Below are 15259 nucleotides of genomic sequence, written 5' to 3'. Positions count from 1 at the left end.
CGATTCTACTTCCTCACCCGGGTGCTTTTGTGCGCCCAAAAAGCTTTACCGCCCCCTATTTTATCGTCACCCTGCTTTGCCACCCCAAGGAGAAATCCCATGTCCGAATCCACCGCCATCTTGCAGGCTGCTGCACCGCTGGCCGTACGCAGCGAACACGATCTGATCGGCGATCGAGACATTCCCGTAGAGGCATATTGGGGTGTTCACACCTTGCGCGCCGTGGAAAACTTCCCCATCACCGGCCAACCGCTGTCCACCAACACCCACCTGGTCACCGCGTTGGCCATGGTCAAACAGGCCGCTGCGCAGGCCAACCAGGAACTCGGACTGCTTGATGCGCCGCGCGCCACCGCCATCATCGACGCCTGCCGCGAAATCATCGCCGGAAAGCTGCACGACCAGTTTGTGGTGGACGTAATCCAGGGCGGTGCCGGGACCTCCTCCAACATGAACGCCAACGAGGTCATCGCCAACCGCGCGCTGGAACTCATGGGTCATGCCAAGGGCGAGTACCAGTACCTGCACCCCAATGACCACGTGAACCTTAGCCAGTCCACCAACGACGTGTACCCCACCGCCGTGCGCGTGGCCACGATCTTCGGCGCCACCTCGCTGGTCACCGCCATGGAGCATCTGGGCGCCGCCTTCGCCGCCAAGGCCGTCGAGTTCCGCACCGTGGTCAAGATGGGACGCACCCAGTTGCAGGACGCCGTGCCGATGACCCTGGGGCAGGAATTCAACGCCTACGCCGTCACCCTCGGCGAGGACCGTGCCCGCCTGGCCGAATCCACGCTGCTGATTCACGAAATCAACCTCGGTGCCACGGCGATCGGCACCGAGCTGAACGCACCGCTCGGCTACTCCGCCCTGGCCTGCACCCACCTGGCAGCGATCTCCGGACTGAAGCTGGAAACCGCCTTTGACCTCATCGAAGCCACCGCCGATGTGGGCGCGTTTGTGCACCTCTCCGGCGTGCTCAAGCGGGTTGCGGTCAAGCTGTCCAAGGTCTGCAACGACTTGCGCCTGCTCTCCTCCGGCCCGCGCGCCGGGCTGGGCGAGATCAACCTGCCCGCCGTTCAGTCCGGATCCTCGATCATGCCCGGCAAGGTCAACCCGGTGATCCCGGAGGTCGTGAACCAGGTGGCCTACGAGGTCATCGGCAACGACGTGACCATCACGATGGCCGCCGAATCCGGGCAGCTGCAGCTGAACGCCTTTGAACCGATCATCGTGCACAGCCTGACCAAGTCGATGCGTCACCTAGAGGCCGCCTGCATCACGCTGGCCGACAAATGCATCGTGGGCATCACCGCTCACGAGGACAAGCTGCGCGCCCAGGTGGAAAACTCCATCGGCCTGGTCACCGCACTGACCACGCAGCTGGGTTACGCCGCCTCCACCAAGATCGCACTGGAGGCCCTGTCCACCGGCCGCGGCGTGGCCGAGTTGGTCCTGGAGCACGGGTTGCTCACGGCCGCGCAGCTCGATGAGTTGCTGCGTCCCGAGCGCCTGGCCAATCTCAGCGAATAAGTTCTGCACCACCGTTTTCCGGCAACCGCCGTTGAACCCCGTTGAACCCCCTATTGAGCACCTCCTAGACACTCCCCGAGAGGCACCTGCGCATGAAGAGTGATATTCCCCAAACTCGCTCCACCCCGGTCCATGACACCCCGAACTCGGCCCTGACCGCCGAAGACAAGGGCATGCACAAGGGCCTGAAATCCCGCCAGATCCAGATGATCGCGATCGGTGGGGCCATTGGCACCGGGCTGTTCATGGGTGCCGGCGGCCGCCTAGCCGGGGCCGGTCCGGCCTTGATGTTCAGCTACGCGGTCTGCGGGTTCTTCGCGTTTTTGATCCTGCGCGCCCTGGGCGAACTGGTCATCCACCGTCCCTCCTCCGGCTCCTTCGTCTCCTACGCTCGCGAGTTCTTCGGCGAGAAGGCGGCGTTTGTCACCGGCTGGCTGTACTGGCTGAACTGGGCGATGACGGCGATCGTGGATATCACCGCGATCGCGCTGTACATGAACTTCTTCGCCAAGTACGTGCCATGGATCGGCTCGGTGCCGCAATGGGTCTGGGCGCTTGCCGCGCTGCTGATCGTGTTGGGGCTGAACCTGGTCTCGGTGAAGGTCTTTGGTGAGCTCGAATTCTGGTTTGCGCTGATCAAGGTCGTCGCGCTGCTCGGGTTCCTGGCCGTGGGCATCTACTTCGTCATCTTCGGATCCCCCATCCCCGGGCACGAGGTGGGCTTCTCACTGATTGCCGACAACGGCGGATTCTTCCCCAACGGGCTGCTTCCGGTGGTCGTGGTGATGCAGGGTGTTGTCTTCGCCTACGCCTCGATCGAACTGATTGGCACCGCCGCGGGAGAAACACAGAACCCCGAGAAGGTCATGCCCAAGGCGATCAATACCGTGATCATCCGCATCGCGGTGTTCTACGTGGGCTCGCTGGTACTGCTCTCACTGCTCTTGCCGTACAGCGCGTACAAGGCCGGGGAATCCCCGTTCGTGACGTTCTTCGGTTCCATCGGCGTCTCGGGCATGGACTCGATCATGAACCTGGTGGTGCTCACCGCCGCCATGTCATCGCTGAACGCCGGGCTGTACTCCACCGGTCGTATCCTGCGCTCGATGGCGTTGGCCGGATCCGCTCCGCGCTTCACCGCCAAGCTGAACAAGCAGGGTGTGCCCTACGGTGGCATCATGCTGACCGCGGCCGTGGCGGGTCTTGGCGTGATTCTGAACGCGGTGGTTCCGGCCGACGCCTTCGAGATCGTGCTGAACATGGCCGCGTTGGGCATCATCGCCTCCTGGGGGATGATCGTGCTTTGCCAGCTGGCGCTCTACCGCCTGGCCAAGCGTGGCGAGGCACAGCGTCCGGCCTTCCGGATGATCGGGGCACCCTATACCGGGTACCTGACCCTGGCCTTCCTGGTGGCGGTCATCGTCTTGATGGCCTTCGATTCTCCGGTGGGCACCTGGACCGTGGCATCAATCATCGTCATCATTCCGGCGCTGATGATCGGTTGGTACGCCTCGCGCGGGCGTATTGGTGACATCGCGGCGGCCCGTGCCAGCGCTGACGCGCTGCACGAACGCTCCACCAGCACCATCGGTGCCACCGAGAGCAACTAGCTCCAGGAAACTCTCACGTAGGAAACATTCAACGCCCGCTCGCCATTTTCACGATGATCACCGTGAGAATGGCGAGCGGGCGTTGGTGTTTTGTGCACCGGGCACCGCCGCACTCACCGCCGCACTCACCACCTTGCTCACCGCCGCACTCACCGCCGCACTCACCACCTTGCTCACCGCCGTGGGGAGTCGCGAACCCCCGGTGCATCCCGCTGCTCAGCCGGCCGTACGGCCCGCTCGACGCCGCTACACTCGCCCCTACACCAGGGGATGTAGAACCAGTGGAAAGATCCTCCGTGAAGAGGGCGCAAAGCGTGGGGGATCGAGTGTAGAGTGACCATTGCCCGGCCGAAAAGCGTCGGGTGATAGGCCTTTGGGACGCCGAACCACGGTGGCCCCAAGCGGCTGAAAGAATCTTGAGGACTCGCCCCGATGCTCTTAAAATTGATACTTAGACATTCCAAACCGTACAAGTGGTGGATCGGCGCTGTGCTGTTCTTCCAGCTCGCCACCACCATTGCCACTCTGTACCTGCCCAGCCTCAACGCGCGGATCATCGATCAGGGCGTTGCGAATGGAGACACCGACTTCATCTGGCGCACCGGCGGTCTGATGCTCGGTGTGGCATTTATCCAGGTGCTCACGGCCATTGCCGCCGTCTACTTTGGCGCTAAAACGGCCATGGCCATCGGCCGGGACCTGCGCCACGCGGTCTTTGACGCCGTCACCGGATTCTCCGCACAGGATGTGAACAAGTTTGGTGCCGCCACGCTGATCACCCGTGGCACCAACGACGTGCAGCAGGTCCAGATGCTGGTGCTGATGGGCCTGAACTTCATGGTCTCGGCCCCCATCATGTGCATCGGCGGCATCATCATGGCGCTGCGCGAAGACCCGGCACTGTCTTGGTTGGTATGGGTTTCGGTACCGGTATTGCTGGTAGTCGTTGGCACCCTGGTCATCTTCCTGATGCCGCTCTTCCGCCAAATGCAGGACCGCATCGATGGGATCAACGGGGTTTTGCGCGAACAAATCACCGGTATCCGCGTGGTGCGTGCCTTCGTTCGCGAACCCCATGAGACCGAACGCTTTGAGGAAGCCAACGTCAAACTCACCCGTGTGGGTGTAAAGGTCGGCAACCTCTTTGTCCTGATGTTCCCGCTGATCGGCATGATCCTGCACATTGCCACCGCCTCGGTGCTCTGGTTTGGTGGGCAGCGTGTGGAAAACAACGGCATGGAGATCGGTGCGCTCACCGCCTTCCTGCAATACCTGCTGCAGATCCTGATGGCCGTCATGATGGGCACCTTCATGGCCATGATGATCCCGCGTGCCATCGTCTGCGCCGAACGCATCGACGAGGTCACCACCATGGTCCCGAGCCTCACCGACCAGCACGAACACGTTCGTGACATGGACGCTCCGGGAACCGTCGAGTTCCGCAACGTCACCTTCGGCTACCCCGGAGCCGAGGCTCCGGTGCTGAACAACATCTCCTTTACCGCCAAGCGCGGGGCGATGACCGCCATTATCGGCTCCACTGGCTCGGGCAAGTCCACACTGTTGAATCTGATCCCGCGGCTCTACGATGCCCGTGCGGGCCAGGTACTGGTGGGCGGGGTCCCGGTCACGGAATTGACCCGTGCACAGCTCTCGAGCGCGGTGGCCACGGTGCCGCAGCGCCCGTACCTGTTCTCCGGCACCGTCGCTTCGAATCTGCGCTTCGGCGCCGATGAAGCCACCGACGAAGAACTCTGGGATGCGCTGCGCACCGCCCAGGCGGAATCCTTTGTCGCGGCACGCGAGGACGGGTTGGACGGGAATATTTCCCAGGGCGGCACCAACGTCTCCGGTGGCCAGCGCCAACGCCTGTGCATCGCCCGTGCGCTGGCGGCCAAGCCGGACATCTACCTCTTTGACGACTCTTTCTCCGCATTGGACGTGGCCACCGACGCACGGCTGCGTGCCGCGTTGAAGGAACCCACGAAGGACGCGGCGGTGATTGTTGTCGCCCAGCGCGTCTCCACCATCACCGGGGCCGATCAGATCCTGGTCCTTGACCACGGCGAGATTGTGGCGCGGGGAACCCACGAGGAACTGCTCGAATCCTCGGAGACCTACCAAGAAATTGTGACCAGCCAGCTAGCAGTGGAGGAGGTGGCCTAAATGGCACGTGCAACCAAGAAGGAAACTAGCGTCATCGCGGAATCAAACGAAGAACTCGAGGATTTTGACACCGCCGGTGCCTCCGACATGTTTGGGGACTCCGTCCCGGTGCGTAAGGCCAAGCACTTCTGGCCCTCCGCCAAGCGACTGGTGGGCCTCTTGGCCCCCGAGAAGCTGGGCATGAGCCTTGTGCTGCTGCTGGTCGCCGCCGGCGTGGTGCTCTCGGTCATCGCCCCGAAGATCCTGGGTAAGGCCATGGACGTGATCTTCGCCGGCGCCATCGGCAAGAACCTGCCGGCCAATGTTCCGGTGGCCACGATCATCGAACAGCTCCGTGCCTCCGGGCAGAACAATACCGCGGACATGTTCTCCAAGATGAACCTGATCCCGGGCGTCGGCATCGACTTCCCGCTGCTCAGCCGCTACATCCTGATCGTGCTCTCGATGTACTTCGTCGCCTCGCTGTTCATGTGGGCCTCGGGCTGGCTGCTCAACCGCCTGGTCATGAAGGTGGTCTATGGATTGCGCCGCGACGTGGAGAACAAGCTCAACCGGCTGCCGCTGAACTACTTTGATACCCGCCAGCGCGGGGACCTGCTAAGCCGCGTCACCAACGATGTGGATAACATCCAGAACGCGCTGCAGCAGGCCATCAGCCAGCTGGTGCAGTCGGTGCTCACGGTCATCGGCATCGTCATCATGATGTTCATCGTCTCCTGGCAGCTGGCCCTGATCGCGCTGATCGCCCTGCCGCTCTCCGCGGTGGCCGCCGGCGTCATTGGCTCCCGCGCGCAAGGCATGTTCACCGCCCAGTGGAAAAATACCGGTGCACTGAACGGACAGATCGAGGAGTCCTTCTCCGGCCACGACCTGATGAAGGTCTTCGGGCGCGAGCAGGACATGCTCAACCGCTTCCACGAGAAGAACGACGAGCTCTACAAGGCCTCCTTCGGCGCCCAGTTTGTCTCCGGGATGATCTTCCCGGTCATGAACTTCATCTCCTACTTGGCCTACGTCGGCATCGCCGTGGTCGGTGGGCTGCGTGTGGCCTCCGGACAGATGTCCCTGGGCGATGCGACGGCATTCATTCAGTACTCCCGCGAATTCACCCAGCCGCTGGGGCAGATGGCCGGCATGGCCAACATGCTGCAGTCCGGTGTGGCCTCCGCGGAGCGCACCTTTGAACTGTTGGATGCCGATGAGCAGGAGGCCGACTCCGTCACCGCGTCACTTCCGGCGCGCACCGACGGTCACGTCGAATTCCAGAACGTCACCTTCTCCTATTCGGCGGACAAGCCGCTGATCACCGATCTGTCCTTCGAGGCACACCCCGGGCATACCGTCGCCATCGTCGGTCCCACCGGTGCGGGTAAAACCACGCTGGTGAACCTGGTGATGCGCTTCTACGAGCTGAACTCCGGAGCCATCACCCTGGACGGCGTTGACGTGACCACGATTAGCCGCGCTGACCTGCGTTCCAAGGTCGGGATGGTGCTCCAGGATGCCTGGCTCTTTGGCGGATCCATTTTGGAGAACATCCGCTACGGACGCCTGGATGCCACCGACGAGGAGGTCATGGCCGCGGCCAAGGCCACCTTCGTTGACCGGTTTGTGCGGGCCCTGCCCGATGGATATGAAACGCTCATCGACGAGGAGGGCACCAACGTCTCGGCCGGTGAGAAGCAGCTGATCACCATCGCGCGCGCCTTTGTTGCCAACCCGTCACTGCTGATCCTCGATGAGGCGACCAGCTCCGTGGATACGCGCACCGAGCTATTGGTGCAGCACGCCATGGCGGCGCTGCGCAGCGACCGGACCAGCTTTGTGATCGCGCACCGCCTCTCCACCATCCGCGACGCCGATACGATCTTGGTGATGGAAGAGGGACGGATCGTGGAGCAGGGCAACCACGAGGTGCTGCTTGCCGCTCAGGGTGCGTACTACCGGCTCTACCAGTCGCAGTTCGCCGGACCGGCGGAGGACCCGGATGCAGAGGCGCCCGGTGGCGCCCCGGTGCTCAGTGGCATCGAAGCCGGCCAAGAGCCAGCGGACGAGGTCACCGGAAGCTAACCGTCGAGCGGTACCGGCACCGCATGACGCCCAGGGGGCGCGTCGATGAGTGGGAGTAATTTTCCACCCACCGACGCGCCCTTGTCGTGTCTGGCCCGCTGGGGGTAGTTTTCTCGTTGCGCTGACGTTGCGCTCACCGCCCCTGCGAGCAAGTGGTGGGTGGGACTTCGGGCCCGGTTCGAGGCGCGGGTGGTGCACTAGGCTTACACAAGTGACAGCTCGCCCCAGCACCGCACCCGCCGAAAAACACCGTAAGACGGCCCCGGCCGGTGCTGCAGGTGCCCTTCTGCCCGGTTCTTCGATGGGCTTCAGGCCAGAGATTCAAGGGCTGCGCGCCATCGCGGTGCTGATGGTCATCGTCCATCACCTGCGTCCCGGTGCGCTCAGCGGCGGCTTCATCGGTGTGGACATGTTCTTCGTCATCTCCGGATACCTGATCACCGCGCACCTGTTCCGCGAATTCCGTGCCACCGGCACCATCAAACTTGCCAGCTTTTGGGCCCGACGCATCCGCCGGTTGCTGCCGCTAGCGTTCACGGTGCTGCTGGCCACCGCCGCAGCGGTCTACGTTTTTATCCCCGCCACCGAGCACGGCACGATGTTTAAGCACATCGCCGCGGCCGGACTATATGTGGAGAACTGGGCGCTGGTCGCAGAGGCCACCGATTACTCCGCCGCCGGGCAGATGGCCACGGCCGTGCAACACTATTGGTCACTGTCGGTGGAGGAACAGTTCTACATTGCCTGGCCGCTGCTGCTGCTCGGCGCCGTGCTGCTGGCCAAAAAACTGCTTCCGGGCACAAAACGCGCGCGCGGGGCAGCTCACGCACCACAGCTGCACACAATTTTTTTGATCACCATGGGCGCCATCACGGTGCTGTCCTTCGCTTACGGGCTGTGGATCACCGCCGCCAACCCGCCCGGCGCCTACTTTAATACCGTTGGTCGGGCGTGGGAATTTGCCGTCGGAGGTGTGGTGGCGTTGCTCTGTGCCAAACGCGGGATCGGGTCGCTAGCTGGGTCCCTGCTGGGTTGGGGAGGGTTGATCACGCTGCTTCTCGGGGCCCTGCTGATCCCCGCCGATACCCGATTCCCCGGCACCGCGGCGTTAGTGCCGGTGCTGGGCACCGCGGCCGTGTTGGCGGCCGCCGGTCCGCAACGTGCCTCCCTGCGCATCATTTCCCACGCCCACTGGCTGTCAATCCGCCCGATGCGCTGGGTGGGAGATAAAAGCTACGGCGCCTACCTCTGGCATTGGCCGCTGATCATCATCGCCCCCTTTGTGTTGCACGCCGAACCCAAGTGGTACCACGAGGCAGGCATCGTTCTGCTGACCTTTGTCCTGGCAGCCGTGGCCCAGCGCCTGGTGGAGGATCCACTGCGCTTTGGTGCGCTGCTTCAGCCCGTGCGCAATACCCTGATCTTTGCCCTAGCCGGCATGGTGGTGCTGGCGGGGGTGTCCTGGGCCGGCACGGCCGCTTCATCGGCATCGGCCAATTTGCCGAGACTGCCCATCACCGATTCCTGTTACGGGGCACGCGCCATGGAGCATCCCGCCGACTGCCAGCCGGTAGCCTCAGCCTTCGCCCCGTACCCATCGGCGGTAGCCGTCTCCCAACAGGTGCGCGCACCGATGTTCCCGGGCTGTGAAGCAGATACGCTGCAGGCCGGAGAATCCAGCTGCCTGCTGGGGGAACGGAATCACCCCAGACTGCGGATCGCGGTGGTGGGGGACTCGCACGCCTCGGCCTGGCTCCCCGCGCTGGAGCTCATCGCCAAGGAACGCGGGTGGGAACTGGTAACCCACATCCGTTCGGGCTGCAGTCCCAGTCTCGCGGCGTTGAAGGGATCCGAAACTCTCGGGGGTACGGCCCAGCGGCTGTGCACCGATTCGATCCGAGCCCTCGGCCCGAAGCTGGCAGCCGACCCCAGCATCGACGCCATTGTGGTGGCGGCGCAGGGCAACAAACGCACCTGGGTTTCCTCGCCGGGCTACGAATTTACGCATCCGGCCACGCAGGGCTTCACCAGTCTGTGGAAGAGCTGGAGCGATGCGGGCAAGAAGGTCGTGGTGCTGCACGAGTTGCCGCGGCTCGGTGATACCAACGTTCCCACCTGTGTGGCGTCGAACCCCGAAGACCCGCTGGCCTGTTCGGTGACGAGGAAGGTCGGTACCTCGATCACGCCCAACCTACAGCGCGCCTTGGCCAGTGACGAGGCGCCAAAGGGCATCCTCAGCGTTGATCTGACGGATCACCTCTGCAGTGACACGCGTTGTTTTGCGGTGATCGGATCGCTGATCACCTACTACGACAAGTCCCATCTCTCCCACGACTTCTCCGCCTCGCTGGCACCGGCGCTGGCGAAGGGCCTGGCCAAGGATCCGCTGTTCGCGCCATCCCGGTAGCCTCGCGCATGAGAAGAGCCTAGTGCCGCCGGTGCGTCAAGGACGGAGGGGGTGAGAAACCCCTCGTGGGCACCGGCCTCAATCGTCTCTCGCGCCACATAAGCTATTGCTCATGCCTGCCGTTGTAAAAGCTCCTCGCCTGCCCGCTTTCAAGGAACCCGCTACCGTCGGGTCCGGAGATCTGACCGGGTTGGAGATTGATGGCCGTGCCGAACGGCTGCTTTTTGAATCCGATGATGCCGACGGTGTGGACCTGGAGGACGCGGTCTTCACCGAGTGCCACTTCCGTGCCGTCTCGCTGCAGGGCGCCGCGATGACCCGCGTGACGTTTGGGGATTGCCGTATCGAGGAGGTTAATGCACCGGTGCTTGAGGCTCCCGATTCCGGCTGGTGGAACACCGAGGTGATCGGTGGGCGCATTGGCTCGGCCGAACTCTACGGCTCTACCTTCCGCTCGGTACGCTTTGAGCGTGCCAAGCTCGGTTACCTGAATTTGCGCCGCGCGAAGATCAAGGACGTGGAGTTCCGCGATGTGCACATCGAAGAACTTGATATTGGCGGGGCCAACCTGGAGCGCGTCACCTTCATCGACTGCACCATCGATACGCTGGCGCTGAACGGTGCCAAGCTAAAGGACGTGGATCTGCGTGGGGCACGGTTGCGCACGCTCTCGGGAATCTCGGCGCTTAAGGGTGCGACGGTGAGCTTTGAACAGCTCATGGATCTTGCCCCGATCCTTGCCAACGAGCTGGGCTTGCGCGTCGAGTAGCCGGGCGAGCGGCTACCGGGGGATAGGCGGGTAACGTGACTCAGCCGCCGCTGAACGTGAAGCCGTCTGCGACTCGGTAGGCTGGAAACCATGTCGCACACCCCGTACCCCCGTCCCGATGCTCTGAGCGCGCTAGGGCGCCAACCGGTTATTGATGTTGGGCCATTTCGGCGCGGCGATGGTGTGGTGCTGGGGATCTACGTGGTGCTTTTCATCTTCGGTGCGGCCTCATTGCTGGCCCTGATCCCCGGGTTTATGGGGGCCTTCAAGGACACAGACTCGGCGCAATTTGCTGTGAACCTGATCATGTACGCCATAGTGTTCACCGGGGTGATGATCGTGGCGTTCGAGGCACTGCGAATCTCCTTCGCCACCTTCAAATATCACACGTGGCTCAAGGTGTTGATGATTCCCGGTGGCTGGCTGGGCTCGCTGATCATCAGCGCCATCGTGCTCACCGCGATGGGCAACCCGATCAAGAGCGAAAATCAGTTGGCCATCGAGGCGATGACCCGCTCGGTGCCGTTTTTGACGATGTTTGTTGTCACGGCGCTCATGGGCCCACTAGTGGAGGAATACATCTTCCGGCACCTGCTGATCGGCAAACTCAGCCGCAAACTCAACGTGTGGGTGTGTGTGGGCATTTCGGTCGTGCTTTTTGCTTCGCTGCATTTCATCGGTGCCGGGTCCTTCGATCTGACCAGCGCGATTCCCTATCTGATGCTGGGCATCATGATGTCGGTGGCCTACGTGCTGACCGGAAAATCGCTGGCCTACTCCTACATGTTCCACGTTTTCAACAACTCGGTGGCGTTGATTCTTTCCTACACGCTGCTGCCGCTGTTCCCGCAATAAAATTCCTGACAGAAAGCCGCCCGCGCTCGTGAATCGCGTTCCCGAAGACCAGCCCGCGTCACCGTCCCCCTGGCAGGGGCACCGGCATGGAAGCACCGGCTACCGCCGGATGATCCTTGCCCTCTTTGCCGCAGGTGTAGCCACCTTCTCCCAGTTGTACTCGGTTCAAGGTGTGCTGCCGGAACTCGCCCGAGATCTAGCCATCTCCGAATCCGACGCAGCCCTTGCGGTTTCCGCCGCCACCCTGGGCTTGGCCACCTCGGTGCTGTTCTGGTCCTTATTGGCCGACCGGATGGGCAGACTGCGTGCGATGAGCTTCGCGGTGCTGGCCGCCGTGGTGCTGGGGCTGGCAGTTCCCTTCTCCCCGGGGTACGAGGTCTTGCTGGTCCTGCGTTTCATTGAGGGGCTGGCGCTCGGTGGGATCCCCGCCGTCGCGTTGGCCTATCTTTCCGAGGAAATTTCGCCGCTGCATTCGGCCGTTGCCGCTGGTACCTACATCTCTGGAACCACCCTCGGTGGTTTGGCCGGGCGTCTGGTGGCCGGGCCGCTCAGTGAGTTTGTCTCCTGGCGCGTGGGCACCTTGGTGGTTTCCCTCATGGCCGCGGTTGCCGCCGCCGTGTTCATCACGATGGCGCCCAAGCCGCAGGGGTTCACTCCCGTGCCCTGGCGCAGCCCGCACCGGATACCCCTGTGGAAAAAGTTGTGGATGAACCTGCGCAGGGGATCACTGCTGGTGCTTTATGCGCAGGGTTTTTTGCTGATGGGCGGTTTTGTGGCCGTGTACAACTATCTGGGTTTCCGCTTGGAGGCCGCACCATTTTTCATCCCCGCTTCCCTCGCGTCGCTGGTCTTTGTTGCCTACCTGTCCGGGACGTGGTCATCGCGAAAGTCGGGATCTATGGTGGCGCGCTTTAACCGCCTGCCGGTGCTGCTCTTTTGCATTGGGCTGATGTCGGTGGGGCTGGCGGTCACGCTGGTGGATTTTTTGCCCACCGTGGTGGTGGGCTTGCTGATTTTTACCGCCGGGTTCTTTGGTGCGCATTCGGTGGCCAGCGGCTGGATCCCGATGCTGGCCATCGGTGGTCGGGCGCAGGCCGCCAGCCTGTACAACCTGGCCTACTACTCCGGTTCCTCGGTCTTCGGCTGGGCCCTGGGCTTCGCCTTTAATGCCGGGAACTGGGTTGGGTTGGTGCTGGCGGTGTTGTGCCTGCTGGTGTGTGCTGCGGTGCTGGCGCTGCTGGGCCTGCGCCGAGGCCAGGTCTCGGGCCCCGGCTCCGCGCCGAGCTCTTTGCCCAGCTCTTAGAGCAGTTCAAGGAGCTGACGCTTGTAGGCCTCAAACGCTGCGGCGCCTTGGGTGGTGATGCCCACGAAGGTGGCCGGGCTGCGACCCTGAATCACCTTGTTCTGCTGGATGTATCCGGCATCCTCGAGTTTGCGCAGATGCGTGGAGAGATTTCCCGCCGTCATCCCCAGGATGGTGCGCAGCTTGGGGAAGGCGATCGTTTCCGTGGATCCCAGGGTGTTCAGTGAGGACATGACGCGCAGTCTGGCATCGGCGTGGATGACGGGATCAAGTTCGCCCATGGCTACTTCACCACCGGGAGCACGCGGCGCCGGGAGATCAGGGTCGCCGTACCCGCGATGATCAGCAGGATCGGGCCGCCGATGGCGAAGATGGAGATGAAGCCCGACGGGCCGGCCAGTAGCGCAGCAGCGTTCAGCACCGTGAAGCATGCGCCAAGGATGAACATGGTGCGGTCACCGAAGAGTGCGGCCCCGAGCATGTACATCAGGGACACCACCAGGATGGCGACGGCGTTGATCAGCCAGCCGATCTGCAATGCATCGGCGTGGGGGAGGAGCGTGGAGAAAAGCTTGGCCAGCGCCATAGAGAAGAGTGCCACGATGAGGAATCCCGCCATCCAGCTCATTCCGTAGGCCAAACCCGCGAAGGTGGAGTCACCCCGGATCTGGGATCCGGAACGGATGCTGATGATCGCCGTGTAAGCGATCGCCAGCAACAAGATGATGCCACCAATGAGCAGTGCCGTGCCGTAGGGCAGGGGCAACCAGCCGAAGTTTGCTCCGTGGAGTAGGCCGTAGCCGATGAGGTAGGCAACGGCCCAGACGAAGTAGATGATGGCGGGATTGGGGCCGATGGCTGCGCGGGTGGCTGCAGCGCTCTGTCCCATGGCGGCGAGGGCCGCCCGGGGATCGAGTCCATGTTCGGTGCCAGAAGCTGGGTTGGTAGTCATGATGTGTTGTCCTTTCGTCGCGGTGCAGTGGTGAGGAATCTGGAGCGGAATTGAGGTCCTTCTGCAAACCAGTTTGTAACGCAAACTGGTTTGTGTCAATAGATTGATGGACATTCTTCGCCGCGGCCGTGCCCGGTAGTGTGGTGTTGGTGAAGCAACCGGCAAAAAAACAGGCTCTGACTCCCGAACCCTCGCGCGGACTGGGGCGCAGCATTCTGGCGCTCGCCATCCCCGCGCTGGGTGCCTTGATTGCCGAACCGCTTTTCCTGTTGGCCGACATGGCCATCATTGGTCACCTGGGAATCAATGAGCTTGCCGGCGCCGGGCTAGGCACCACCATCCTGCAGACCGCCGTCGGACTGATGATTTTCTTGGCCTATTCCACGACCCCGGCCGTCGCTCGAGCCATGGGATCCGGGAACATGGGCAAAGCCATGGCAGCGGGGCGCGACGGGATCGCCCTGGCCCTGGGGCTCGGCCTCATCCTCGCAGTGGTGGGCTTCTTTGGCGCGCCAGCACTGGCCACGGCCATGGGAGCCACGGGTGAAGTACATGGATTCGCCGTTGACTACATCCAATATTCCACTTTCGGCATACCTGCCATGCTGCTGGTCCTCGCCGCGACCGGCGTGCTGCGAGGCCTGCAGGACACCAAAACGCCGCTTTATGTGGCGGGGCTCGGATTCGCCGCAAACATCGCGCTGAACTACGTGCTGGTTTACCCGTTGGGCATGTCGGTAGCGGGCGCCGCACTGGGTACATCAATCGCGCAATGGGGGATGGCGCTCATCTACCTGTGGATGCTGGTGCCGAGAATGCGAGGCTCGGAGCAAACGCTGAGACCGAGCCTGAGCGGGGTGCTGAGTACCGGAAAGGTCGGATCCTGGCTCATGCTGCGCACCCTCAGCCTGCGCCTGGCACTGATCGCCACCGTCTGGGTGGCCACCGGACAGGGAGCGCTCACCCTCGCGGCCCACCAGCTGGTCTTTACCATTTTCACCTTTATGGCCTTCGCCCTGGATGCCCTGGCCATCGCCGCCCAAGCGCTGATCGGCAAGGAATTAGGTGCCGGGCATGCTGGCGCGGTGCATACCCTCACCAAAACCATGTCGCGTTGGGGCATCTACTTCGGGATTTTTACCGGCGCTGTGCTGGCGATCATCGCCCCCTTTGTGGGAGCGCTGTTCACCGCAGATGACTCGGTACGTCGGGCGACCATGGTGGGGGTGTGGATTCTTGCCGCGGCTCAACCCATTTGTGGGCTGGTGTTTGTCCTTGACGGGGTGTTGATTGGTGCTGGGGATGCGCGCTATCTGGCGATTGCCGGACTGATCACTCTGCTGGTCTACCTTCCGATGCTCGTTGTAATTACACGCTTTGAACATGCGGGTGTATCGGCCGTCGGGTGGATTTGGGTGGCGTTCGGGGTAGGGTTCATGGCCGCTCGTGCCATCACGCTGAGTTGGCGGGTGCGCAACGATGCGTGGATGCGCCTCGGTGCTTGAACCTCAGCAGGCAAAGCCCGCTGATTGCCGCAATATGGGTCAGCACGGCTAACGGGAAAATGCATCCGGCCGCCACCTGATATTTCGGC

11 protein-coding genes are annotated in these 15259 nt (G+C 62.8%); 9 read left to right on the top strand and 2 right to left on the bottom strand.

Going from position 1 to position 15259, the window contains the following annotated elements:
• Window positions 1-99: 99 nt before the first annotated feature.
• The 8 genes from HED64_RS05000 (at window position 100) to HED64_RS04965 (ending at window position 12713) form a co-directional block, all read left to right on the top strand.
• A complete protein-coding gene (locus HED64_RS05000; RefSeq protein ID WP_168150942.1) occupies window positions 100-1533 on the top strand; it encodes an aspartate ammonia-lyase in 1434 nt (477 codons plus the stop codon).
• A 92-nt stretch (window positions 1534-1625) separates the two neighbouring features.
• Window positions 1626-3143 carry an amino acid permease gene (locus HED64_RS04995; RefSeq protein WP_168150941.1) on the top strand — a complete coding sequence of 506 codons (1518 nt, stop codon included), beginning with the start codon at window positions 1626-1628 and terminating at the stop codon, window positions 3141-3143.
• 432 nt (window positions 3144-3575) lie between these two features.
• Window positions 3576-5309 carry an ABC transporter ATP-binding protein gene (locus HED64_RS04990; protein WP_168150940.1) on the top strand — a complete coding sequence of 578 codons (1734 nt, stop codon included), beginning with the start codon at window positions 3576-3578 and terminating at the stop codon, window positions 5307-5309.
• A gap of 87 nt (window positions 5310-5396) precedes the next feature.
• The gene (locus tag HED64_RS04985) at window positions 5397-7379 is read left to right on the top strand and encodes an ABC transporter ATP-binding protein (RefSeq protein WP_245325773.1); all 1983 of its coding nucleotides are present in this window, start codon (window positions 5397-5399) and stop codon (window positions 7377-7379) included.
• A 211-nt stretch (window positions 7380-7590) separates the two neighbouring features.
• Window positions 7591-9786 carry an SGNH hydrolase domain-containing protein gene (locus HED64_RS04980; RefSeq protein WP_168150938.1) on the top strand — a complete coding sequence of 732 codons (2196 nt, stop codon included), beginning with the start codon at window positions 7591-7593 and terminating at the stop codon, window positions 9784-9786.
• Between the two features lie 112 nt (window positions 9787-9898).
• Window positions 9899-10555, top strand: coding sequence for a pentapeptide repeat-containing protein (locus tag HED64_RS04975; protein WP_168150937.1), 657 nt, complete (start codon window positions 9899-9901; stop codon window positions 10553-10555).
• 90 nt (window positions 10556-10645) lie between these two features.
• A complete protein-coding gene (locus HED64_RS04970; protein WP_168150936.1) occupies window positions 10646-11410 on the top strand; it encodes a CPBP family intramembrane glutamic endopeptidase in 765 nt (254 codons plus the stop codon).
• A 28-nt stretch (window positions 11411-11438) separates the two neighbouring features.
• Window positions 11439-12713, top strand: coding sequence for an MFS transporter (locus HED64_RS04965; protein WP_342590652.1), 1275 nt, complete (start codon window positions 11439-11441; stop codon window positions 12711-12713).
• Here the strand turns inward: HED64_RS04965 and HED64_RS04960 are convergent.
• Together HED64_RS04960 and HED64_RS04955 are read right to left on the bottom strand one after the other, a co-directional pair.
• Window positions 12710-12994 carry a transcriptional regulator gene (locus tag HED64_RS04960; protein WP_168150935.1) on the bottom strand — a complete coding sequence of 95 codons (285 nt, stop codon included), beginning with the start codon at window positions 12992-12994 and terminating at the stop codon, window positions 12710-12712. The two genes, HED64_RS04965 and HED64_RS04960, sit on opposite strands and share 4 nt — an antisense overlap.
• A 2-nt stretch (window positions 12995-12996) precedes the next feature.
• Window positions 12997-13665: a hypothetical protein gene (locus HED64_RS04955; protein ID WP_168150934.1), complete on the bottom strand. Its 669-nt coding sequence runs from the start codon at window positions 13663-13665 to the stop codon at window positions 12997-12999.
• Between the two features lie 149 nt (window positions 13666-13814).
• Between HED64_RS04955 and HED64_RS04950 the strand changes: the two genes are divergently transcribed.
• Window positions 13815-15170: an MATE family efflux transporter gene (locus tag HED64_RS04950; RefSeq protein ID WP_342590651.1), complete on the top strand. Its 1356-nt coding sequence runs from the start codon at window positions 13815-13817 to the stop codon at window positions 15168-15170.
• Window positions 15171-15259 lie beyond the last annotated feature (89 nt).

The organism is Paeniglutamicibacter terrestris (genome assembly GCF_012271785.1).
GTDB classification, from domain to species: domain Bacteria; phylum Actinomycetota; class Actinomycetes; order Actinomycetales; family Micrococcaceae; genus Paeniglutamicibacter; species Paeniglutamicibacter terrestris.
This window is presented reverse-complemented; position numbering and strand designations above follow the sequence as displayed.

Bases quoted from the DNA above. Each gene is read 5' to 3' on its own strand.
- HED64_RS05000 (WP_168150942.1), top strand. From the start codon at position 100: ATGTCCGAATCCACCGCCATCTTGCAGGCTGCTGCACCGCTGGCCGTA.
- HED64_RS04995 (WP_168150941.1), top strand. From the start codon at position 1,626: ATGAAGAGTGATATTCCCCAAACTCGCTCCACCCCGGTCCATGACACC.
- HED64_RS04990 (WP_168150940.1), top strand. From the start codon at position 3,576: ATGCTCTTAAAATTGATACTTAGACATTCCAAACCGTACAAGTGGTGG.
- HED64_RS04985 (WP_245325773.1), top strand. From the start codon at position 5,397: ATGTTTGGGGACTCCGTCCCGGTGCGTAAGGCCAAGCACTTCTGGCCC.
- HED64_RS04975 (WP_168150937.1), top strand. From the start codon at position 9,899: ATGCCTGCCGTTGTAAAAGCTCCTCGCCTGCCCGCTTTCAAGGAACCC.
- HED64_RS04970 (WP_168150936.1), top strand. From the start codon at position 10,646: ATGTCGCACACCCCGTACCCCCGTCCCGATGCTCTGAGCGCGCTAGGG.
- HED64_RS04960 (WP_168150935.1), bottom strand. From the start codon at position 12,994: ATGGGCGAACTTGATCCCGTCATCCACGCCGATGCCAGACTGCGCGTC.
- HED64_RS04955 (WP_168150934.1), bottom strand. From the start codon at position 13,665: ATGACTACCAACCCAGCTTCTGGCACCGAACATGGACTCGATCCCCGG.